Consider the following 21,766-nt stretch of genomic DNA (forward strand, 5'->3'; position numbering starts at 1 on the left):
GTCCAGCACCCAGGCACAAGCGCGCGGTACCCCTGCCCCGCCGCACGCCACCGGGCCCCCGGGCCCCCGTTCTCGATCGCCGGAAGGGTCCGGCGGCCACTGAAGGGCTCAGGGCCGCTTCTGCGGGCGGTACGGCGGAGGGCGGTCACCCCGACCAGGGTGACCGCCCTCCGCCGCGCCTACGGGGCCTACTTGCCCTTGGCGGCTTCCTTGAGCTTCGAGCCCGCGGAGACCTTCACGCTGTAGCCGGCCGGGATGTTGATCGGGTCGCCGGTCTGCGGGTTACGAGCGGTGCGAGCGGCACGGTGGGTGCGCTCGAAGGTCAGGAAGCCGGGGATGGTGACCTTCTCGTCGCCCTTGGCGACGATCTCACCGACGGTCTCGGCGAGCGCGGCCAGCACGGCGTCGGCGTCCTTGCGGGTCACCTCGGCACGGTCGGCCAGGGCGGCCACCAGCTCACTGCGGTTCATGTTGTTACTCCCGTGTTCTTCTTGCCTGTGAGGCGTGAGATCGAAGCCGATGCTGCCAGGGCCCTCGGACAGTCCCCGAAACCGGGTCTGCCATGAGACCTCGCGCCTTGTGGGGTCTCCCCTGGACGTAGTCCTTGGGGAAGCATCCTGCCCCCACCTGCGGCGGGAAAGCCAATCCGGCACCCTCCGGAGTCACACGAAAAGCGCCACTGCCTCGTCGTGGTGACGTTCCGTTGACTCCCTGAAGCGGTCCGCAGCGGATGCGGACCTCTGCGGGGCTCGCTGCCCGCCCACCCTAAAGGGGTGTTCGGGGTGCCGCGACACGCGACGCGCCGTCGGTCAGGCCGACGTGGGGGGCACCGCGGCCGTGGGCGACACCGGCAGGGGCCGTGGCGGGTTCTGTGAGTGGGTGGTTCAGCCGAGGTCCCCCGGGCCCGTCACAGCACCCCCGACGCCCTTCGCGGCGTTCCGGACGGCTCCGGCAACCGCTCCCGCGACCCTCTCGTTGAAGACCGACGGGATGATGTAGTTGGCGTTCAGCTCGTCCTCGGCGACGACGTCGGCGAGGGCGCGGGCCGCGGCCAGCATCATCTCCGTGTTGACCGTGCGGGACTGAGCGTCCAGCAGACCGCGGAAGACGCCCGGGAAGACCAGCACGTTGTTGATCTGGTTCGGGAAGTCGGAGCGGCCGGTGGCGACAACTGCTGCGGTCTGGCGAGCGATTGCCGGGTCCACCTCGGGGTCCGGGTTCGCGAGCGCGAACACGATCGCGTCGTCCGCCATCGCCGCGACGTCGTCGCCGTCCAGCACGTTCGGGGCGGAGACGCCGATGAAGACGTCGGCGCCCACGACCGCCTGCTTGAGGGTGCCGGTCATCGATTCGGGGTTGGTGTTCTCGGCGATCCAGCGCAGCGGCGAATCGGCGTCGGCGGAGAGCAGGTCCGCACGGCCGGCGTGTACCACACCGTGGATGTCGGCGACGACGGCGTGCTTGACGCCCGCGGCGATGAGCAGCTTCAGGATGGCCGTACCGGCCGCTCCGGCGCCGGACATGACGACCCGCACATCACCAATTCCCTTACCCACCACGCGCAGTGCGTTGGTCAGCGAGGCCAGGACGACGATCGCGGTGCCGTGCTGGTCGTCGTGGAAGACGGGGATGTCGAGGGCCTCGCGCAGCCGTGCCTCGATCTCGAAGCAGCGGGGCGCGGAGATGTCCTCCAGGTTGATGCCCGCGAAGCCGGGGGCGATCGCCTTGACGATCTCGACGATCGCGTCGGTGTCCTGGGTGTCCAGGCAGATCGGCCAGGCGTCGATGCCGGCGAACCGCTTGAAGAGGGCCGCCTTGCCCTCCATGACCGGCAGGGCCGCCATCGGGCCGATGTTGCCGAGACCGAGCACCGCGGAGCCGTCCGTCACAACTGCGACGGAGTTGCGCTTGATGGTGAGGCGGCGGGCGTCCTCGGGGTTCTCGGCGATCGCCATGCAGACCCGCGCCACACCCGGGGTGTAGATCATCGAGAGGTCGTCACGGTTGCGGATGGGGTGCTTGGACGCCATCTCGATCTTGCCGCCGAGGTGCATCAGGAACGTACGGTCGGAGACCTTGCCCAGCACGACACCCTCGATGTCGCGCAGACCTTCGACGATCTCGTCCGCGTGCGAGGTGGAGGAGGCCGCGATGGTGACGTCGATCCGGAGCTTTTCGTGACCGGAGGCGGTCACGTCGAGGCCGGTGACCGAACCGCCGGAGGACTCCACGGCCGTGGTCAGCTGGGAGACTGCTGTGCCGCTCGCGGGCACCTCCAGCCTGACCGTCATCGAGTACGAGACGCTGGGCGCCGTTGCCATGGCCGAGTCCTTCGCTTTCCCTAGCTTCATTGCCACGCGGCCGGGGCGTTCGCCTCGGACACGCTTCCCGATATTCGCACCTACTGATGAGTAGCCGGTAATGACTGTCGCGTTTCGGAAAGTGGTTTCCACCATACGAGATTGAGGGTGCTGGGCGGAACCCCCCACCGGGGCGACGGACACGCCAGGGCCACAAACGAGAACAGACCCGCGCCACCGGAAGGTGACACGGGTCTGTCTTTTCACTTGAGCGGCACCGACCCGCCATGCTCGCCTCGCGGCAAGTGGTCGCTCGTAGCGACGAAGGTTGGGCCCGGGGGCTTGGATCGAGCCGGTGCCGACACCAATCTAACAAAGACCCCGGAAAAGTGATTCCCCCATCTCGGGTTGACTTCTCCCCGCCGGTCTCCGCCCGCCTCCGCCGGCCTCCGGCTCAGAGGAACTCACAAAATGGGAGCGCGAGCCGGGCGCCCATTTTGTGGGCTCCTCTCAGTCCCTCAGCAGGTCCGGCACACCGTCCTCGTCGGGCAGGTCCCGCTCCCCCGACACCACGGTCAGCTGCTGCGTCGCCCGGGTCAGTGCCACGTACAGCACCCGTAGACCGGCCGGTGACTCGTCCGCGATCTCGGCGGGCGAGACGACCACCGTGGCGTCGTACTCCAGGCCCTTCGCCTCCAGACTGCCCAGCGCCACCACCCGGTCGCCGAGCTCCGCCAGCCACTTCTGGGCCTGCGCGCGCCGGTGCATCGCGACGACGACACCGACCGTGCCGTCCACCTCGCCGAGGAGCCGCCGCGCCTCCTCCCGTACGGTCCCGGCCGGATCGCCGTCGCGCAGGGCCACGAAGCGGGGCTGCACGCCCGTCGAGCGGACCGCGGCCGGGGACTCCATGCCGGGCATCGCGAGCGCCAGCACCTTCGACGCGAGCTCCGCGATCTCCGCCGGGTTGCGGTAGTTCACGGTGAGCGTGAAGTGACGGCGCGGGCGCTTGCCGAGCGCCTCGTCGCGCGCCTGGGCCGCCTCGTCCGGATCCGACCAGGAGGACTGCGCCGGGTCGCCGACGATCGTCCAGGTGGCCGTCCGGCCGCGGCGGCCGACCATGCGCCACTGCATGGGCGTCAGGTCCTGCGCCTCATCGACGATGACGTGCGTGTACTCCGTGCGTTCCGCCGCGAGCCGCTCGGCCCGCTCGCGCTGGGTCTCCTCGCGCTGCGGCATCAGCTCCTCCAGACCGGAGAGCTGGTCCAGCGGATCGAACTCGCGCTTCTTCTTCGGCCGGTGCGGGGTGCCCAGCAGGGTGTGCAGCTCGTCGAGGATCGCCACGTCGTGCACGGACAGGGGGCCCTGGCCGGCGCTGTCCAGCCGCTTCAGCGAGCGGGCGAGGCGGCGCACCTCGCCCTGGTTGAGGACCCGGCGCGCCCACCGGCCGAGCCGCTTCTCGTCGGCCATCGCGGCGAGCACCCCGCGCGGGGTGAGCTCGGGCCACCAGGCGTCCAGGAACTCCAGGAACGGCGTCTCGGTGGAAACGTCCTCGTCGAAGGAGGTACGCAGTTCCGCGGCGAGTTCCGGGTCGGTGTAGCGGCCCCGGCCGGAGGACTTGTTCCACAGGGCGTCCAGAAGCAGCCTGCGAGCACGCGGGCGCAGCAGGTTGACCGGGGCGCTGCCGCCCAGGACGGACTGCCGGATGCGGTGCAGCTCGTCGGCGTTCAGCTCCACGCGGGCGCCGAAGGCCACGACGCGCAGCCGGGTGGGGGTGGTAAGGGGCGCGGCAGCCCCGTCCCCGGACTCCTCGGGCTCGCCGAACGACAGCTGGCCGTCCTGCTCGTTCTGCGGCGCGCCCGGGATCCGCGGCTGTTCCAGCGCCCCGCGGGCCGCCTTGCGCAGCACCTGGAGCATCCGGGAGGAGCCCTTGATCCGCGCGACGGCCGGTTCGTCGTACGTGGTGGCGCCCTCGACACCCGCCGCCTCGTCGGAGAGCGAGCCGACCGCGCGGATCGCGACCTGCCCCTCCTCTCCCAGCGAGGGCAGCACCCCTTCGGTGTACGCGACGAGGAGCGGGGTCGGCGAGACGACGAGGATGCCGCCCGCGTACCGCCGCCGGTCCTGGTAGAGCAGGTACGCGGCGCGGTGCAGGGCCACGGCGGTCTTGCCGGTGCCGGGACCGCCGGAGACCTCGGTGACGGAGGCGGCGGGCGCCCGGATCACCAGGTCCTGCTCGGCCTGGATGGAGGAGACGATGTCCCGCATGGTGTGGCTGCGGGCCTGGCCGAGCGCCGCCATCAGCGCGCCGTCACCGATCACGGGCAGCTTGTGGCCGTCCTTGTACGCGGCCAGCTCCGGGCGCATCAGGTCGTCCTCGACCCCGAGGACCTTGCGGCCCTTGGAGCGGATGACCCGGCGTCGCACCACCCGGCCCGGATCCTTCGGCGTCGACCGGTAGAACGGCGCGGCGGCCGGTGCCCGCCAGTCGATGACCAGCGGTGCGTAGTCGGCGTCGAGGACCCCGATCCGGCCGATGTGGAGCGTCTCCGCGATGTCGGCGGTGCTGTCGTCGCATACGGCGTCGTCGGCCGGTTCGACGGAGGTGTACGCGCCGTCCGGACCGCGCTCACCGTCCTTGCCGAGCAGCAGATCGATCCTCCCGAAGAGGAAGTCCTCGAACTCGCTGTTCAGCCGGTTGAGGTGGATCCCGGCCCGGAACACCTGGGCGTCGCGCTCGGCGAGCGCACCCGGGGTTCCGACCTGACCGCGCTTGACGGCATCGTTCATGAGGAATTCCGCCTCGTGGATCTTCTCCTCAAGGCGGTGATAGACACGGTCGAGATGTTCCTGCTCGACACCGATTTCCCGGTCCCGCAACGAATCGACAGCGGCATCCTGCGCGGCCACCGAGGCCCCCTTCTGACGTGCATTGGGCAGCCGTCAACCTTATGCGAAGGGGGCCCGCCGCGCATCTGCGGCGGGCCCGGATCATGCGCGTCGCAGGTATCGATTGCGCGTCGGACCCCGAGGGCGGGTGCGTCCACGGCCCGATTCCCTGCTGCCATCCCTACGCGTCGATGTCCACCAGCCGCTTGCCGTCGAAGGTCCGCACCTCGAAATGGTCGATGTCGGCGGGGTCCATCGCCGCGCCGCCGTGGACGTAGAGCGGGTACCTCGCGGACGGGTGCGTGGAGTCCTTGATGCCGTAGCCCCACTTCGGGACGGACCAGGAGGTGACGACCTCCTCCTCGCCGCTCCTGGACACGGCGATCAGGCTGCACTTCTGCGGACCCCTGACGTTCCTGAGCTCCAGCACCGCGTGCGTGCCCCACGCCTTCTTCTCCATGCCGACGGTGGCGGCGACCTTGGTGGTGGGGTCGGTCGCCCGCACCTTCTCCTGCACGTGGTGGAAGAACGCGTCCTCGGCGGGGCTGGTGGGGTGCGGGTCGGCCGCCTGGGTCGTGCCGCTGTCGCCGCCGGTGGCCATGACCGCGACGACCGGACCACCGATGATCAGCGCCGCTGCCGCCGCCACCAGATACCTGCCGCGTCGCTTGCGCCGGGCCCGTTCGGCCGCGACCTCGTCGATCAGCCGGTCGAGCACCCGGGATGCGGGCGGCTTCGGGACGTACGGGACGGGACGGGCGCCCGGCACGGTGGCGGGGGCCTCGGCGAGCATCGCGAGCATGGGTTCCATCCCGGCGAACTCGTCGAGATGGGCGGCGCAGAGCGCGCAGCCCGCCAGATGTGCTTCGAAGGCGGACGCTTCGGCGTCGTCCAGGATGCCCAGGACGTACGCACCGGCGGCGTCGTGCTCCGGCCCTTCCACCGCCGCGCCGGAACCGGAACCGCCGGAACCGCCGAAGCTGCCCGGACCGAGGGGGAACACGGGGCGGCCACGCGGACCTGTGGGGCCGGTGGGGCTGGAGGGGCCGGTCGGCCGCGGCCCGAAAGGCTCCCACTCGTGGTCGCTCATGCCGTGATCCCCCTCTCTTCGAGTGCGAGCTTCATCGAGCGCAGTGCGTAGAAGACCCGGGACCGCACCGTGCCGCTGGGTATGCCGAGCACTTCGGCGGCCTCATTGACCGTACGTCCCTTGAAGTAGGTCTCGACCAACGCCTCCCGATGGGCAGGGGTCAAATCGTCGAGCGCATCCGCGAGAGTCATCAGCCACAACGCCTTGTCAATCTCGTCCTCCGCGGGAATGACCTCCAGCGGCGACGGATCGACCTCGTGCGGCCGGACCTGCCGGCTGCGGTGGCCGTCGATGACGATGCGCCGGGCGACCGTCACCAGCCAGGGGCGGACAGAGCCGGTCGCCCGGTTGAGCTGACCGGCGTTCTTCCAGGCACGGATGAGCGTTTCCTGCACCACGTCCTCGGCCCGCTGACGGTCGCCGGCGACGAGGCGGAGCACGTACGCGAACAACGGTGCGGCGTGTTCGCGGTAGAGCGCCCGCATCAGCTCCTCGTCCGGAACGGCGGAGGGTGACGCGGGCGGTTCACTGCGATGTCGAGCCCTGTGCGGACGGTCATCGGCCACGGCCGCATCCTTGCGCACCCGAACCTCCCGGTCGAGACCCGGTGGAGCTCCTTGGTCATCGAATACGGAGGCGGGCCGCGATCCATTCAAAGCCGTTCGAGATTTTTACGTGGACACGATGTACCTGTGCACGACGGTTCACGCGGACACATCCGCCGGGGCCGCGAGCGCCGCCGCCCGCCGCCGGTGCCGGGCCACCCGCTCCCGGTTCCCGCACACCTCGCTGGAGCACCAGCGGCGGCGCCTCCCCCGCGACGTGTCGAGGTAGAGCCGTCGGCAGGTGTCGCCCTCGCAGCGGCGGAGCCCGGCCCGGGCAGCCGGGTCCGTCAGGAGTTCCACGACGTCGCGGGCGACGGCGGCCAGCAGCGCCCCGCACTCGGGCTCGGCACTGAGCGCCCGTACCAGAACACCGTTCCCGGCGCGCACCGCCCGCAGTCCCGGCGGCGGCGCGGCGGCGAGTTCATTGACCCGCTCCAGCACGCCCTCGGCGCCGTGGCCACCGAGCTCGGCGGTCAGCAGCCGGTCGACGCCCGTCCGCAGCAGGCGGAACTTCAGCAGCCAGGTCTCGTCGACGGCGTCGAGACATGTGCCCTTCGGTACGAGTCCGGCGGCCACCAGCCAGTCGGCGAGCCGGTCGGTCCCGTCGAGCAGTTCGCAGGCACCGGAGGGTCCGATTCCCGTCGCCACCAGGTCCAGGCAGAGCCGCCCGGAGTCGAACCGCCAGTCGCACGAGCCCCTGCCTGCCGCCATGCGCATGTCACCGCCTCCGGAGTTCGCCGGTGGGAGCCACCACCAGAGTGCCCCTCGGCGACCCGGCCCGTAACCCCTCCCACCACACGGGCCGCCACCGAACTCACCGCGTACGGTGGGGGAATGAGCGACGATCTCGGCGCGGCCGCCACCTCGGCCGGACCCCCGCTGCTGCGGCCCTGGCGCCAGGACGACATACCGGCACTGGTCGAGGCGCACCGCGATCCGGCGATGCGCACGTGGTTGTGGCATCTCGTGACGGACGAGGCGGACGCGGAACGCTGGCTGCGGATGCAGGCCGAGGGCCGGGAGACCGGCACCCGGTTCAGCTTCGCCGTCGTCGACACGGAGCGCGGTGACGAACTGGTCGGCGGTGTGGTGCTGAAGTACCCGCACCCCGGATCCGGTTCGGCCGAGGTCGGCTACTGGACGGCGGTGTGGGCGCGCGGGCGCGGGATCGCCCCGCAGGCGGTCGAAGCGCTCACCGGCTGGGCGTTCACCGCCTTCGCCGACGACGGCCTTCGACGGCTCGAACTGATCCACCAGGAGGACAACAAAGCGTCGTGCCGGGTCGCGGTCAAGTGCGGATACGCCTTCGCGGAGATCCTCCCGGCCCGCGCGCCGTGGCCGCTCGACGGGCATCTGCACGTCCGGCAGGCGGCGTAGACCGGCCGGGGCGCGCAGGGCCGACGGACTCAGCCTGCCGGTGGGCCGTCGTGCAGGATCCGCTGGAACAGCCGGTGGTCCCGCCACTCGCCGTTGATGTGCAGATAGCGCGGAGCCGTACCGAACTCCTCGAAGCCGCACTTGGTGAGCACCCGCTGGGATGCCACGTTGTCGAGCACGGTCCCGGCCTCCACCCGGTGCAGCCGCAGTTCGTCCCTGGCCAGGGTGCAGATCCGCTGCACGGCGGCGGTGGCCAGACCGCGTCCGGCGTACGTGACATCGACCCAGTAGCCGAGCACGGCGCTGCAGAACGGTCCGAGCGCGATGTTGGAGAGCGTGAAACCGCCGACCGCACGGTCCTCGGCATCGGCGATCACCCAGGGCATCACCCGCCCCGCCTCACGGTCCGCCAGTATCCCGGCCAGGCGCTCCCGCTGGCCCTGCTCGGTGTAGAAGGTGTCGGGCCGTACCGGTTCCCAGGGCTGCATGTACGTACGGCTGCGAGTCAGTGCATCGGCGAGCGAGGCGGCGTCGCCCGGGGTGGCGGGACGGAGTCGTACCTCCGCGTCGAGCCGGTGAGTGTCATGGATCATCCCCGCACGGTAGCCCGGCGCGCCTGCGGCCCGCACGACCGCGCTCACCGCTCACTCCCCGTCACGACGCCGGTTTCCGCCGGTCGTTCCGCTCCCGCATCCGTTGCGGCACGCCGTGCCGGCCCGTCCCGGGTCCGTCCTGGACGCCCGCGTATGGAGCTGCGCGTCTGAACGATGGAGCGGCGCCACCCACGCGACTTCACTGGAAGACATGACAACCACTCGTCCCACCCGCAGCCTCCACCACCTCGTCCTCGGCGGCGCGGCCGTCGCCACCGGCCTGGTCGCCGGCGCGTTCCAGGTCTTCTCGTACGCGGTCATGCCCGCGCTCGGCCGCAGCGACGACCGGACGTTCATCGAGGTCATGCAGAACATCAATGACGTCATCCAGAACCCGGTCTTCTTCGCCGGCTTCTTCGGGGCGCTGATCCTCACCGGCGTCGCCGCCTGGCAACAGCGCCGCTCCCCCGGCCCCCGCCGGTGGATCCTCGCCGCGCTCGCGGTGTACGCCGCCGCCTTCCTGCTCACCTCGGGGGTCTCCGTCCCGCTCAACAACACCCTTGCGGACGCGGGGAATCCGGCACGGATCACCGATCCCGCTGCCGTGCGGGAACGGTTCGAGGACGCGTGGGTCGCCTGGAACGCCGTGCGGGCCGTCCTGTGCACCGGCGCGCTCGCCCTGCTCCTGCGCGCCTTGGTCCTGACGGCCCGTCTGCGCCCTCAGGACTCCGCGTACGTGGCGTCCGCAGCCGGGTCCGGCGCCGGCTGGTAGCGGGGGACTATCACTGCGGGACCGGCGCCTTCCTCCGTCTCCTGGACGCACCGGTCGGCCTCCTGGGCGCACCGGTCGGCCACAGCCGGGGGCTGCGCTTCGCCGCGACGTCCTCGACCCAGCCGACCGCGAGGATCATCAGCGCCAGCAGCGGCCAGACCAGGACCAGCATCAGTTCCACGTACGAGTCGCTTATGTACGTACCGAGGTGATCACCGACCCAGGGGACGGTCCACAACTGGTCGATGAGCGGCGAGGTCGCCATGATCAGCAGGTTGTGCCAGAGGTAGATCGTCACCGCGCGGTTGTTGGCGAGGGTGATCAGGCGGTCCAGGCGGGCCAGCCTGCCGGGGAGCTGCTGCCAGGACGGTGCGTACTGGAGCAGGATCGCGCAGAAGCCGAGCGACCAGGTCGCCTGGGCCAGCGGGATCTCGTCGAGATTCCAGCCCTCCTCCGTCAGGTGCGCCGAGGCCCACCACAGTCCGAACGCCATCGTGAGCGCGGCGAGCGAGACCGCCAGATAGCGCGGGATCTTCTTCAGCAGCCCGTCGTGGTGGGCGAAGCCGAGAATCCAGCAGGAGCCGAACACCGCGAAGTCGACGATCCCCTCGCCGGTCTCCCCGGGGACGGTGACCAGTCCGGTGCCGAACACGGCGGTGAGGCCGAGCGGGGCGAGCAGCGTCGGCCAGGGCATCCTGCGGAAGGCCTTCAGCAGCAGCGGCGAGGCGAGCACGAACCAGAGGTAGGCCCGGATGTACCAGAGCGGGCCGACGGCCTGGTCCGCCCAGGACACCTCCAGGAAGCCGCCCGTCGATCCGCTCTCCCAGGGATACGGCGGGGCGCCGACCGGAAGGAGGTAGCAGCCCAGCTTGATGAACCACCAGATGCCCTCCTCCTTCACGGGCTTCCAGCCGAGGGCGAACATGACCGGGACGACGACCGCGGCGAACACCCACATCGGGGGCAGCAGACGGCGGAGCCGGGCGCGGACGACAGCCGGGGCGGGGCGGTCCAGTGAGCGTGCCATCAGCGACCCCGCGAGGGCGAACATGACACCCATGGAGGGGAACACGACCGTCAGCCAGGCCCAGCCGAAGGTGTGGAAGACGACGACACGGACGAGGGCGACGGCGCGCAGCAGGTCGAGATAGCGGTCTCGGCCCGGCCTCTTCGGGGCGGGTGCGGCGGTGGTCTCCGACGGCGGTGCGGCGGACTGTCCCGGCACCGGAGCCGGGACCGGGTGGGGCGGGGGGAATGCGGGGGTGCAGCTGCTCGTCATGCGACGGGCCTCCGATCGTCGACACGCCTGCGCTGGCTCACCATCGCGCCGGGTGCTTCCACCACTCCGGTACGGCGCAGCTTCTGCCAGCGCAGCCGACCGCCGGTCAGTGCGGTGATCCAGGACTGGAGCAGCACCACGTACATCAGCTGCCGGTAGAGGATCTGCTGGAGGGGCAGCGAGATCAGATGCGTCATGCGTTCCCGGTCGAGCCGGAAGGCGTACCCGGCGCAGACGGCCTGCACCGCGAGGACACCGAGCCAGGCGACGACGGTCTTCTGGGTGGGGCCGAAGACCAGCCCGTACAGCAGGAAGACATCGATGAGGGGCGCGAGCAGCGGGGCGACGACCATGAACAGGGCGACGAGCGGCAGGCCGACGCGCCCGAAGCGGCCGGACGGTCCGCGTTCGATGACGGCGTGGCGGTGCTTCCAGATCGCCTGCATGGTTCCGTACGACCACCGGTACCGCTGCGACCACAGCTGCTGTACGGTCTCCGGCGCCTCGGTCCAGGCGCGGGCGTCTTCCGCGTAGACGACCCGCCAGCCGTCGCGGTGCAGCGCCATCGTGACGTCGGTGTCCTCGGCGAGGGTGTCCTCGCTCATGCCGCCGATCCGGTCCAGCGCATCGCGGCGGAAGGCGCCGACCGCGCCGGGGATGGTCGGCATGCAGCGCAGCATGTCGTACATCCGGCGGTCGAGGTTGAAGCCCATCACGTACTCGATGTGCTGCCAGGCACCGATCAGCGAGTCACGGTTGCCGACCTTGGCGTTCCCGGCGACGGCACCCACCTCCGGGTCGGCGAACGGCTGGACGAGTTCGCGGACGGTGGCGGGTTCGAAGACCGTGTCACCGTCCATCATCACGACGATGTCGTGACGGGCGTGCGCGATGCCATTGTTGAGGGCGGCGGACTTTCCGGCGTTGCGCTGGCGGATGACGCGGACGTCCGGCAGCCGCAGCGCCTCGACGATGTCCGCCGTGCCGTCCGTGGAACCGTCGTCGATGACGACGATCTCGATGGGGTGGTCGCTCGCCACCAGGGAACGCACGGTGTTGGCGATGCATTCGCGTTCGTTGTACGCGGGCACCAGCACCGAGACGGGACGGGTGAACGCGGGTCCCCGGCCGAAGTCCCGCCCGCGGACCTTCCGGGCGTGCAGGAAGGACAGCAGCAGCATCAGGCCGAAGCGGGCGATGACGAGCACTCCGATGACGGCGAGCCCGGCCACCAGCACGTCGGTGAGGGTCTCCGCGAGGCCGACGGCGTACACGAACGCCTTGCCCTTCCACAGCGCGAGCCCGGTCACGGGGGTGTGCGCGCTGGGGGCGCCGAGAGCGGTGGTGAGGTTGGTGAACGTGTAGCCCTGCTGCTGCATGCGCGGGAGGAACTCGCCGAGCGCGGCCACGGTCTGGGACCGGTCGCCGCCTGAGTCGTGCATCAGGATGACGGCGCCCTTGCCGTCCTTGGGCGTGGCCCGTTCGATGATCGCGGGGACGCCGGGGCGCTTCCAGTCCTCGCTGTCGGTGTTGTTGACGACGGTGAGGTAGCCGCGGGTGCCGATGTACTGGGTGACCGGCCAGGACCTGTTGTCCATCGCGTCGGCGAACGACGAGTACGGGGGCCGGAACAGGGACGTGCGGATACCTGCCGCGCCCGCCAGCACCAGCTGGTTCTGGGACAGCTCCCGGTCGATACGGGAGTGGGACTGGTAGGAGAGATCGGGGTGGTTGAAGGTGTGCAGCCCGACCTCGTGCCCCTCCTCGACCATGCGGTGGACGAGTCCGGGGTAGCGCGATGCCATGGTTCCCGTGACGAAGAAGACGCCGTGCGCGTCGTACTTCTTCAGCTCGTCGAGGACCCGCGGGGTCCACACCGGGTCGGGGCCGTCGTCGAAGGTCAGCACGATCCGGTGATCGGGGACGGTCAGCGACTTGGCGGGCCCGGTGGCGCTCCGGGCATCGATGACCGGACCTCCGCCGAGGATTGTGTCGGGCACACGGTCCGTGGCCGCCGGGGCCTGAATGCGGTGGTCGGCGAGGATTTCGCTGTGCACGTAACCGCGCAGCATCAGCATGGCGAGCAGGGCAACGAGGAATACGGACGGCAGCAGATAGCGCATGGGAAGCCTGTGCCGCCGGTTCCGCTTCCGTCGGTTGTGCCTGCCCCGCGAGGCGGGGGTGGTCATCTAATGGGTGCCTTCTTGTTCTTGCACGGGAGGATCCGGGGACTCGGTGGGCGGCGCAGTCGTCTGCGTGGGACTGGGATCGACGGGCGGCGTCGTGGTGGCTGCGGGTGACTCGGGGGCCGACGTCGCCGGGCCGGGCTTCGTGCCGCCGCCGGTGCCACGCGTGTGGGTGGCACCGACGGTGGGCTTCGACAGGGCCTTGCTGGATACGGACGCGGACGGGGCGCTGGACCCCGCACTGCCCGAAGGCTTCGCGCGGACGTCGGTCGCCGGATCCGCCACCGCGGCGCCCGGTGCCGCGCCCACCGGCACGACCGTGTCCGCGCTGCCCGACGGAGTGGGCGGCACCCGGACCTCTTCCGCCTTCTTGTGCTGTTTCTGGCCGGAGATCGGCAGCCACGGCGCGGTGGAATTACCGCTGAGCATGGCGCCGACCAGCGCCACCGCGTAACAGGCGCAGACTGCGGCAAGGACCCAGCCCAGACGCCTGAACGTCTTGCTGCGCCGGCCGCTCTCGTCGACGAAGACCGGACCGTCGGAGCCTTCGGGGGCTCCCGGCTCGACCGAGAGCTCGGAGAGCTGACGCCCGAGACCGTCGCGCTGGACGGTGACGTCGTTCCATTCGTGCGTGGGCCCGGACCGGGCACCTTCACGCCAATTTTCCACGGGTGTAGGCACAACTCCCACTCGGATAAACGGGCGCGCGCGTTTGAGCCGGTCTCGTACCGGCGAACCGGGCCCCCACCCAGCCCGCGCGCCCCTCAGCACCTTGCACCCTGAGGATGAATGTGGCGCACGAAGCTGACGAAAATAGCCCTGAACGGGTGATGCTCACGGTGCGAGATATACCGTTTTCGCACGGCCCGGGACCGGTCGACAGGTCCAAAACTGCACGCCAGATCCATGTTTATCCGTTCGGGAGTTGATGGATCGTTGAGCAGCCGATCGGCCAATCGGCCCCTCCTCCCGGACGAGTGTTCCTATCGTGCGGGCACTTCACAAGAATCGAGAACGGCATGTCGGTCATCCTCATCACGGTCGGCCTCGCGGCCACCTTGTCCGGCTGCGCCGCGGTAGTCCTGCGATGGTTGCCTCCGTGGCTGTCCGGACACGTGGCACGCCCCCGGGCCTGGGGGATCGGCATGGCCGGCATCGGCCTCTTCGCCCTGGGCCAGGTCCCCTCGCTGCACGAGCGTATCGAGGACGCGGGACCGGTGGCGGCCGCCGTCCCGTTCGTGGTGCTCGTCGCCGGACTCGCCGGCCTGGCGTTCTCCGGCGGCCGTCGCCGCAGCCGCCCGACCCGCTGAGCCGCCTCCGGGCCGCCCCTTCACCTCTGCGACATCAGTGCCAGATCGCCCTCGGGAAGCCAGCTCCCGGCGGGTGCCTCCAGCCCCCGTTCCGCCGCCGTCACCCTCGCCGCGACCCGCCGCAGCGCGTCCACCCCCGGGTGCTTCAGCCCCTTGCGCCACACCAGCGACACCGGTGACAGCGGTACGGGGTCGACCAGCGGCCGTACGACCATCCCCGGCACCTCGATGAACTCGGTGCTCGCCAGCACCGACCAGCCCTGCTTCCGCACCACCCGGACGAACTCCTCCTCCCCCACGATCTCCGGGAACGGGGCCACCAGTTCGATCCCCCGCCCCGCGAAGAGCCGCTCCGCGAGGTCGGTCCACTCCGCCGTGGCCGGGTTGCCCGCCGCCGCGTACAGCCGCTCCCCCGCCAGCGCCCCCATCGGGACCTGGGCGAGCGAGGCCAGCGGATGGTCGTCGCGCAGCAGGACGGTCAGCCGTTCGAAGCAGACCGGCTGATGCGCCAGCCCCGCCCGTACCGCCGGATCCAGCCCCGCGACCCGGCCGAAGGAGACGTCGAGCCGCCCGGCCAGGATCTCCGCCGCCGCCCCCGTCAGCCCGCTCAGATAGCGCGCCACGAACTCCACTCCCGGTGCCTCGTCGCGGGCCAGCCCGAGCAGTCGGTGCCCCGTCCCGATCGGGACGCTGACGTCAACCAGCAGCGGGCGCGTCTGCACCGCCCAGGCGGCGCGGAGGTCCTCGTGGGCGGCGATCACCCGGCGGGCCTGCGGCAGCAGCCGTTCGCCGTCGGGTGTGAGGGAGACCTGGCGGGTGCTCCGTACGAACAACTCCGCACCGAGCTCGCGCTCCAGTCGGCGGACGTCGCGGCTGAGTGCCTGCTGGGCCAGGTAGAGCCGGGCGGCGGCACGGGTGAAGTGCAGCTCCTCGGCGACGGCGACGAAGGCGCGCAGCAGCCGTGGATCGATATCGGATGAGGCCACGGGCCCGAACTTACAACACAGGTGCGTGAATGGGTGCGGAGCAGGTGTTGGACCGCACGGGCCTGCCACCGCGAGGGTTGAGCCATGCCTGACGACACTCCCACCACGCCCCTGCATGCCGTCTCCGGGGACATGCTGGTGATCGCCCCGCGGACCGGCGCTCCCGTCCGCCGCGCCTCCACCAACCCGTACCGCCGACTGCTCGCCGCCCCCGGCGCCCGCGCCTTCACAGCGGGCAATCTGATCGCCAGGTTGCCGATGGGCATGTTCAGCGTCAGCGCGATCGTCATGATCGCCGGGTCGCGCGGTTCGTACGCCCTGGCCGGGGCGGTCACCGCGACCGGGCTCGTCGCGACCGCCGTGGTCGCGCCCTGGACGGCCCGGCTCGTCGACCGGTACGGCCAGGCCCGGATCGCCGTGCCCGCCACCGCGATCGCCGTACTCGGCTCGCTCGCGCTGCTGCTCTGCGTGCACTACGACGCCCCGGACTGGACACTCTTCGCCGCCTACGCCGCGACCGCCACCACCCCCAACACCGGCGGCATGTCCCGTGCCCGGTGGGCCCATCTGCACCGCGGCGACCCGGCCGCCCTGCACACCGCGAACTCCTTCGAACAGGCCGCGGACGAGCTGTGCTTCATGCTCGGCCCCGCCCTCGCCGCGTTCCTGTGCGCGGCGCTCTTCCCGGAGGGCGGGACACTCATCGGTGCGGTGCTGCTGATGACGGGCATGCTCATCTTCGCCGCTCAGCGCGCCACCGAACCCCCGGTGGCGCCCGGCACGCGGGCGGGTTCCCCGCTGCGTACCCGGGGCATGCCCGCACTGCTCGCCGCTTTCCTGGCCACCGGCGCGGTCTTCGGCGCCATGGAGGTCGTCACGATCGCGCACGCCGGAGGTGCGATCCTGGCGCTCCAGGCGGGCGGCTCGTGCGTGGCGGGACTGCTGTACGGGTCGCTGCGCCCGGCCGTGGACATCCGGCGGCGGCTCCTGTGGTGCCTGGCGGGGATGACGGCGCTGATGTCCCTGCCGCTGCTCGCCGCCTCCGCGACCGATTCGCTGCTTGCGCTGGCCGGAAGTCTGCTGCTGGCCGGCGCGGCGACGGCGCCGACGATGGTCACCGGGATGACGCTGGTGCAGCGGCTGACCCCCGAGGGTCGGTTGAACGAGGGCATGACGCTCTCCGTCACCGCGCTGCTGGGCGGAATAGCGGCCGGTTCGGCGACCGGCGGCTGGATGGTGGAGCACGCCGGGACGGTCACGGCGTACATGGTGCCGGTGTGCGCGGCGGGGCTGGCGCTCGCGGTGGCGGCGACCGGGATCCGCGTACGCGGCAATGGCGCGTGACCCCGCACCGGCGCGAGGGCGCCGTACCCGCACACAGAACGAGGACCCCGCTGCCGGTGGGCAACGGGGTCCTCGTTCACATGGGAATTGTGGAGATGGCGGGAATCGAACCCGCGTCCAACGGTGCAGAATCAGGGCTTCTCCGTGTGCAGTTCGCTGCGCTTTTCTCGGCCCCGGAAATCACGCGAACAAGTCTCCGACGGGCTCAGTCACTGTTTGATTTCCTTCCAGGCCCCGTGACCGGGCCTAGAAGTTTAGATCCCTTGATGATGCCAGGATCCGGGTCGGGATCACCCCCGGGCTGACACTTCGCAAGTCGCTACTTAGGCAGCGAGGGCGAAGGAATCGCGCTTGGTGTTGGCGATTATTGGTTGCGACATATGGTTTACGAGATCATTGCCGCTTCCTCGACACGCTTCCCCTGCTTCGACATCCGCTGTCGAAACCGATCATCCCCATGTTGTTTTTTCAAATGCACGCACCCGCTGTGGGGTGCAGTGCCATCGTACGTGACCAACGTGCGACGGTGCCAGCCTATTCCCGGCGGGCCTCGCTCAGGCGCTCCGCTGCCGCCGCCGGGCCGCCGAGATCGCGCGGTTCGTCTCGCGCAGGTCCTGCTTCTCCCGCAGCGTCTGCCGCTTGTCGAACTCCTTCTTGCCCTTGGCGAGCGCGATCTCGACCTTGACCCGGCCCTCCTTGAAGTACAGCGCGAGCGGCACGATCGTGTGCCCCGTCTCCTGCGACTTCGACTCCAGCTTGTCGATCTCGGCCCGGTGCATCAGCAGCTTGCGCTTGCGCTTGGCGGAGTGGTTGGTCCAGGTCCCCTGCACGTACTCGGGGACGTGCACGTTGTGCAGCCACGCCTCGTTCCCGTCGATCTGGACGAAGCCGTCCACCAGCGAGGCCCGGCCCAGCCGCAGCGACTTGACCTCGGTACCCATCAGTACGAGGCCGCACTCGTAGGTGTCGAGGATGTGGTAATCGTGCCGCGCCTTCTTGTTCTGCGCGATGAGCTTGCGCCCTGTGTCCTTTTCCTTAGCCATAGTGCAGCCATTTTCGCACTACGACCCGCCCCCGAGGCCACTCAATACTGTCTCGGCCCGCTGGAGGGCCCGGGAGGTGACCACGAGATCCGGGGTGATGCCGCGGCCGTCGACGCTGCGGCCCGCCGGCGTGCGGTAGTGGCCGACGGTCAGCTCGGCCACCGAGCCGCCCGGGAGCTTGCTGGGCATCTGCACGGACCCCTTGCCGAAGGTGCGCGAGCCGACGGTGACCGCACGGCCCCGGTCCTGGAGGGCTCCGGTCAGCAGCTCGGCCGCACTCATGGTGCCGCCGTCGACGAGGACGACGACCGGGCGGTCCGTGTCACCGCCCGGCGTGGCGTAGAGGGCACGCTGCACACCGTGCACGTCGTACGTGGCGACCAGTCCGCCGTCGAGGAATCCGGAGGCGGCGACCACCGCCTCGGTGACCAGCCCTCCGGAGTTGCCCCGGAGATCGAGCAGCACCCCGGCGCCCGCCGGTGCGTCCAGGACGGCGTCACGGATCCTGGCGCCCGAGCCCTTGGTGAACGAGTCGACCTTGATCAGTACAGCCGCGGAGGAATCGGAACGGTCCGGTCCGAGCTGCTTCGCCCCGAGCCTGCGGACCGTGACGGCCTCGGTGGTGAGCCGGGCCCGGGTCAGCGTCAGTGTCCTGGCCGGGCCGGTGACGCCGCGCTGGACCACCAACACGACGGTGGTCCCCACGGCAGCGCTCGTACGGTCCCCGCGCAGCAGGGCGACCACCTCGGAGACGGAGCGCCGGTCGACCCGGCGTCCGTCGACGGTACGGAGCAGGTCAGCGGGCTCGATGCCGGCCAGGTCGGCGGGGCCGCCGGGCTGGACCCGGGCCACCGCGACCAGTCCGTCGGCGGATCGCTTCGCGGCCAGGCCGACGCCCGTGTAGGAGCCGTCGAGGGCCTGCTCGAACTCCTCGTACTCCCGCTCGTCGTACACCGCGCCCCAGCGGTCCCCGCTGCGACTGACGACCGCCTCGGCCGCCTCCGTACTCGACTTGCCGTCGGCCACCGCCTCGGCCGCCGCGGCGGCGATCTCGTCGCGGTCGACGGTGGAGGCGACGGAACGGGCCTTCATCGCCGCGGCCCTCTCCTCACCCTGCGGCAGCGACCCGGTGGCCGCGGCCGTGGCGAGGACGCTCGCGAAGACCAATGTCAGGGCCGCCCCGCGGCCGAAGCCGCGGGGCGGGAGACGATGCGTAGGGCCCGACATGGCGACGAGTCTAGGACAACGCCCCGAGGGCGCACGGCCGGTTGGCCGCACGCCCCACGGGGCTCATGTCACACCTTGAGGTACTTGCGGAGCGCGAAGAGCGCGGCAACGGCGGGCATCAGCAGACCGATCGCGAGGACCAGCGGCAGCTTGGTGAAGACCGCGTCCCAGCCGATGAAGTGGATCAGGTTGAGCTTCGACTCGAGCGCCAGCCCGCCGTCGATCAGGAAGTATCGCCCGGCCAGCAGCATGACGCAGGCGAGCACGCCACCGATGAGACCGGCGAACGCTGCCTCCATGATGAACGGCATCTGGATGTAGAAGCCGGAGGCGCCGACGAGCCGCATAATGCCCGTCTCGCGGCGCCGGCTGAACGCCGAGACGCGGACGGTGTTCACGATCAGCATCAGCGCAATGACCAGCATCAGCGCCATCACGAACAGCGCGGCCACGTTCATGCCGTTCATCAGACCGAAGAGGTTGTCCAGGATCCCTCTCTGGTCCTGGACCGAGTGCACCCCGTCACGTCCGGCGAAGGCGGTGGCGACGACCTTGTACTTCTTCGGGTCGTGGAGCTTGACCCGGAACGACTCCTGCATCTGGTCCGGCGTGATGTTGCCGGCCATCGGCGAATCGCCGAACTGTTCCTGGTAGTGCTTGTACGCCTGGTCGGCCGACTCGTACGTGACCGTGTCGACGACCTTCATCTTGTCGAGGTCGTTCTCGATCTCCTTCTTCTGCTGTGCGGTGACGGCGCCCTTGGCGCACTTCGGCACCGACTCCGCGTCGCTCTTGCTGCAGAGGAAGATCGAGACATTGACCTTGTCGTACCAGTAGTCCTTCATCGTGCTGACCTGCTCGCGCATCAGCAGCGCGCCGCCGAACAGGGCGAGCGAGAGGGCGACGGAGACGACGACCGCGAAGGTCATCGTGAGGTTGCGACGGAGGCCGACGCCGATCTCCGACAGGACGAACTGGGCGCGCATGGCGTCCTTTCAGTGCTCGGTGCTCAGTGCTGGTAGCCGTAGACGCCGCGGGCCTGGTCGCGTACGAGACGGCCCTTCTCCAGCTCGATGACGCGCTTGCGCATCTGGTCGACGATGTTCTGGTCGTGGGTCGCCATGATGACGGTGGTCCCGGTCCGGTTGATCCGGTCCAGGAGCTTCATGATGCCCACAGAGGTCTGCGGGTCCAGGTTGCCGGTCGGCTCGTCCGCGATCAGCATCATGGGGCGGTTCACGAACGCCCGCGCGATCGCCACGCGCTGCTGCTCACCACCGGAGAGCTCACCGGGCATCCGGTCCTCCTTGCCGCCGAGCCCGACGAGGTCGAGGACCTGCGGAACCGCCTTGCGGATCTCGCCGCGCGGCTTGCCGATGACCTCCTGGGCGAACGCCACGTTCTCCGCAACGGTCTTGTTGGGGAGCAGACGGAAGTCCTGGAAGACGGTGCCCAGCTGGCGGCGCATGTGCGGCACCTTCCAGTTGGAGATGCGCGCGAGGTCCTTGCCGAGGACGTGGACCGCGCCCTGACTGGCTCGCTCCTCACGGAGGATGAGCCGCATGAAGGTGGACTTGCCGGAGCCGGAGGAGCCCACCAGGAAGACGAACTCGCCCTTCTCGATATCGAGAGACACATCCCGTAGAGCGGGACGGCTCTGCTTCGGGTAGGTCTTGGAGACGTTGTCGAATCGGATCACGGATGCACCACGGTCGGCCGGGAGTAGGTGTGCGTGACCATACGCGAACCGAGCTCAGCCGTGCAGGCGCGCGTCCTGTGATGGGCGATTTATGGCGGAACGGAACCGGGTGAGGGCGCAACCGGAACCGGAACGGACCGGGCGTTCCCGGGCGGGCCGCGCCGAATTCCGCGTGACCTGGCACAGTGGAGGGGGAACGGATGCGTTTCCAGGAGCGTTGTGCGGAGAGAAGGCGTATGCGGCTCCGCCGCGCGGGAGGAGGAAAGCGCATGACCTATGACCGACTGGTGTGCGCAAACTGCGCGGCACCCGTCAACGAGGGCCGATGCCCCGTATGCCGGGCCAGCCGCGCACGGCTGCAGCAGGATCAGGGCCAGGGACCGTTCGCGGGGCTGAGCCCGGCGATGCTGGTCGCCCTGCTGGTGGTGCTGGTGGGCGCGCTGGCGCTGCTGGCGCACCAGACCGTGTAGCTTGCCCGCAGCCGCCCGTACGGCGGGAGTGAGAGTACGTGGAAGGGCCCGGGACACATGTCCCGGGCCCTTCTGTGTACGTACGTAGGTGTACCTGGCAGCCAGAGGCCTTAGGCGACCGTACGACCGTTCACCAGACGCGGCAGGATCCGGAAGCCGATGCCACCGGCGATCATCGTCGCGGCGCCGACCAGCAGGAACGTGGTCTCGGCCGCACCGGTCTCGGCGAGCTCGTCCTTGCCCTTGCCCTGCTCGACCGGCTGGTTGCCGACCGAGTCGGTGTCGGTGTTGTCCGCGCACACGGTGCCGTCGAGGTCGACGGTGCAGCCGCCGCCGTCGCCGCCGGTGGAGCCGTCGGTGGAGCCACCGTTGCCGTTGCCGCCACCGTTGCCGTTGCCGCCACCGTTACCGTTGCCGCCACCGTTTCCGTGACCCGGGTCCGTCGGGTCAGTGGTCGGCGGGTCCGTCGGGTCAGTGGTCGGCGGGTCCGTCGGGTCCTTCGTCGGCGGGTCCGTCGGGTCAGTGGTCGGCGGGTCCGTCGGGTCCTTCGTCGGCGGGTCCGTCGGGTCAGTGGTCGGCGGGTCCGTCGGGTCCTT

Annotated in this window: 21 protein-coding genes and 1 other RNA gene; 5 read left to right on the top strand and 17 right to left on the bottom strand. The window is 70.3% G+C overall.

Annotation, left to right across the window (positions count from 1 at the left end):
• Nucleotides 1-188: 188 nt before the first annotated feature.
• The 6 genes from AB0N06_RS31145 to AB0N06_RS31170 all read right to left on the bottom strand — a co-directional run bounded on the left by AB0N06_RS31145 (nucleotide 189) and on the right by AB0N06_RS31170 (nucleotide 7,595).
• Nucleotides 189-470, bottom strand: coding sequence for an HU family DNA-binding protein (locus tag AB0N06_RS31145; protein ID WP_003968811.1), 282 nt, complete (start codon nucleotides 468-470; stop codon nucleotides 189-191).
• A gap of 414 nt (nucleotides 471-884) precedes the next feature.
• Complete coding sequence (locus tag AB0N06_RS31150; RefSeq protein ID WP_366138048.1) at nucleotides 885-2,321, bottom strand: NAD-dependent malic enzyme; 1,437 nt, start codon at nucleotides 2,319-2,321, stop codon at nucleotides 885-887.
• Nucleotides 2,322-2,810: 489 nt separating this feature from the next.
• Nucleotides 2,811-5,210 carry a UvrD-helicase domain-containing protein gene (locus AB0N06_RS31155; protein ID WP_366138049.1) on the bottom strand — a complete coding sequence of 800 codons (2,400 nt, stop codon included), beginning with the start codon at nucleotides 5,208-5,210 and terminating at the stop codon, nucleotides 2,811-2,813.
• A gap of 160 nt (nucleotides 5,211-5,370) precedes the next feature.
• Nucleotides 5,371-6,279, bottom strand: a complete 909-nt coding sequence (locus tag AB0N06_RS31160; RefSeq protein ID WP_366138050.1) for a zf-HC2 domain-containing protein — start codon at nucleotides 6,277-6,279, stop codon at nucleotides 5,371-5,373.
• The gene (locus tag AB0N06_RS31165; protein WP_366138051.1) at nucleotides 6,276-6,863 is read right to left on the bottom strand and encodes a sigma-70 family RNA polymerase sigma factor; all 588 of its coding nucleotides are present in this window, start codon (nucleotides 6,861-6,863) and stop codon (nucleotides 6,276-6,278) included. Before AB0N06_RS31165 ends, AB0N06_RS31160 begins: the two co-directional genes overlap by 4 nt.
• A gap of 120 nt (nucleotides 6,864-6,983) precedes the next feature.
• Nucleotides 6,984-7,595, bottom strand: coding sequence for a CGNR zinc finger domain-containing protein (locus tag AB0N06_RS31170; RefSeq protein WP_366138052.1), 612 nt, complete (start codon nucleotides 7,593-7,595; stop codon nucleotides 6,984-6,986).
• Nucleotides 7,596-7,718: 123 nt separating this feature from the next.
• On the opposite strand from AB0N06_RS31170, the gene AB0N06_RS31175 reads away from it, so the two are divergent.
• The gene (locus tag AB0N06_RS31175) at nucleotides 7,719-8,261 is read left to right on the top strand and encodes a GNAT family N-acetyltransferase (RefSeq protein WP_366138053.1); all 543 of its coding nucleotides are present in this window, start codon (nucleotides 7,719-7,721) and stop codon (nucleotides 8,259-8,261) included.
• Nucleotides 8,262-8,290: 29 nt separating this feature from the next.
• On the opposite strand, the gene AB0N06_RS31180 is transcribed toward AB0N06_RS31175, so the two are convergent.
• On the bottom strand, nucleotides 8,291-8,854 hold the full coding sequence (locus tag AB0N06_RS31180) for a GNAT family protein (protein WP_366138054.1): 564 nt from the start codon (nucleotides 8,852-8,854) through the stop codon (nucleotides 8,291-8,293).
• 211 nt (nucleotides 8,855-9,065) lie between these two features.
• On the opposite strand from AB0N06_RS31180, the gene AB0N06_RS31185 reads away from it, so the two are divergent.
• On the top strand, nucleotides 9,066-9,626 hold the full coding sequence (locus tag AB0N06_RS31185; protein ID WP_366138055.1) for an anthrone oxygenase family protein: 561 nt from the start codon (nucleotides 9,066-9,068) through the stop codon (nucleotides 9,624-9,626).
• Nucleotides 9,627-9,636: 10 nt separating this feature from the next.
• Here the strand turns inward: AB0N06_RS31185 and AB0N06_RS31190 are convergent, their stop codons facing one another.
• Genes AB0N06_RS31190 through AB0N06_RS31200 form a run of 3 tightly spaced genes read right to left on the bottom strand, consistent with a single transcriptional unit; the run spans nucleotide 9,637 to nucleotide 13,760 of the window.
• Nucleotides 9,637-10,905, bottom strand: a complete 1,269-nt coding sequence (locus AB0N06_RS31190) for an acyltransferase (RefSeq protein WP_366138056.1) — start codon at nucleotides 10,903-10,905, stop codon at nucleotides 9,637-9,639.
• Entirely contained in the window at nucleotides 10,902-13,094 is a 2,193-nt protein-coding gene (locus AB0N06_RS31195) for a bifunctional polysaccharide deacetylase/glycosyltransferase family 2 protein (RefSeq protein WP_366138057.1), read from the bottom strand. Before AB0N06_RS31195 ends, AB0N06_RS31190 begins: the two co-directional genes overlap by 4 nt.
• The gene (locus AB0N06_RS31200) at nucleotides 13,095-13,760 is read right to left on the bottom strand and encodes a hypothetical protein (protein WP_366138058.1); all 666 of its coding nucleotides are present in this window, start codon (nucleotides 13,758-13,760) and stop codon (nucleotides 13,095-13,097) included.
• A gap of 350 nt (nucleotides 13,761-14,110) precedes the next feature.
• On the opposite strand from AB0N06_RS31200, the gene AB0N06_RS31205 reads away from it, so the two are divergent.
• The gene (locus tag AB0N06_RS31205; protein ID WP_366138059.1) at nucleotides 14,111-14,401 is read left to right on the top strand and encodes a hypothetical protein; all 291 of its coding nucleotides are present in this window, start codon (nucleotides 14,111-14,113) and stop codon (nucleotides 14,399-14,401) included.
• 20 nt (nucleotides 14,402-14,421) lie between these two features.
• Here the strand turns inward: AB0N06_RS31205 and AB0N06_RS31210 are convergent, their stop codons facing one another.
• A complete protein-coding gene (locus AB0N06_RS31210; protein WP_366138060.1) occupies nucleotides 14,422-15,387 on the bottom strand; it encodes a LysR family transcriptional regulator in 966 nt (321 codons plus the stop codon).
• 132 nt (nucleotides 15,388-15,519) lie between these two features.
• Between AB0N06_RS31210 and AB0N06_RS31215 the strand changes: the two genes are divergently transcribed.
• A complete protein-coding gene (locus AB0N06_RS31215) occupies nucleotides 15,520-16,731 on the top strand; it encodes an MFS transporter (protein WP_366138070.1) in 1,212 nt (403 codons plus the stop codon).
• A gap of 87 nt (nucleotides 16,732-16,818) precedes the next feature.
• Here AB0N06_RS31215 and ssrA read toward each other — a convergent pair.
• The 5 genes from ssrA to ftsE all read right to left on the bottom strand — a co-directional run bounded on the left by ssrA (nucleotide 16,819) and on the right by ftsE (nucleotide 20,700).
• Nucleotides 16,819-17,188: a transfer-messenger RNA gene (gene ssrA, locus AB0N06_RS31220) on the bottom strand.
• Nucleotides 17,189-17,285: 97 nt separating this feature from the next.
• Entirely contained in the window at nucleotides 17,286-17,774 is a 489-nt protein-coding gene (gene smpB, locus AB0N06_RS31225; RefSeq protein ID WP_366138061.1) for an SsrA-binding protein SmpB, read from the bottom strand.
• An 18-nt stretch (nucleotides 17,775-17,792) separates the two neighbouring features.
• The gene (locus AB0N06_RS31230) at nucleotides 17,793-19,001 is read right to left on the bottom strand and encodes a S41 family peptidase (protein ID WP_366138062.1); all 1,209 of its coding nucleotides are present in this window, start codon (nucleotides 18,999-19,001) and stop codon (nucleotides 17,793-17,795) included.
• A 68-nt stretch (nucleotides 19,002-19,069) separates the two neighbouring features.
• Nucleotides 19,070-19,987, bottom strand: a complete 918-nt coding sequence (gene ftsX / locus AB0N06_RS31235) for a permease-like cell division protein FtsX (protein ID WP_366138063.1) — start codon at nucleotides 19,985-19,987, stop codon at nucleotides 19,070-19,072.
• A gap of 23 nt (nucleotides 19,988-20,010) precedes the next feature.
• On the bottom strand, nucleotides 20,011-20,700 hold the full coding sequence (gene ftsE, locus AB0N06_RS31240; RefSeq protein ID WP_366138064.1) for a cell division ATP-binding protein FtsE: 690 nt from the start codon (nucleotides 20,698-20,700) through the stop codon (nucleotides 20,011-20,013).
• A gap of 269 nt (nucleotides 20,701-20,969) precedes the next feature.
• On the opposite strand from ftsE, the gene AB0N06_RS31245 reads away from it, so the two are divergent.
• Nucleotides 20,970-21,170 (top strand): hypothetical protein, encoded by a 201-nt coding sequence (locus AB0N06_RS31245; RefSeq protein ID WP_358859323.1) that lies wholly within the window; start codon nucleotides 20,970-20,972, stop codon nucleotides 21,168-21,170.
• 110 nt (nucleotides 21,171-21,280) lie between these two features.
• On the opposite strand, the gene AB0N06_RS31250 is transcribed toward AB0N06_RS31245, so the two are convergent.
• Nucleotides 21,281-21,766, bottom strand: a 486-nt coding sequence (locus tag AB0N06_RS31250; RefSeq protein WP_366138065.1) for an LPXTG cell wall anchor domain-containing protein, incomplete at its 5' end; no start/stop codon positions are given.

It is taken from the genome of Streptomyces sp. NPDC051020 (assembly GCF_040683105.1).
Lineage (GTDB): Bacteria > Actinomycetota > Actinomycetes > Streptomycetales > Streptomycetaceae > Streptomyces.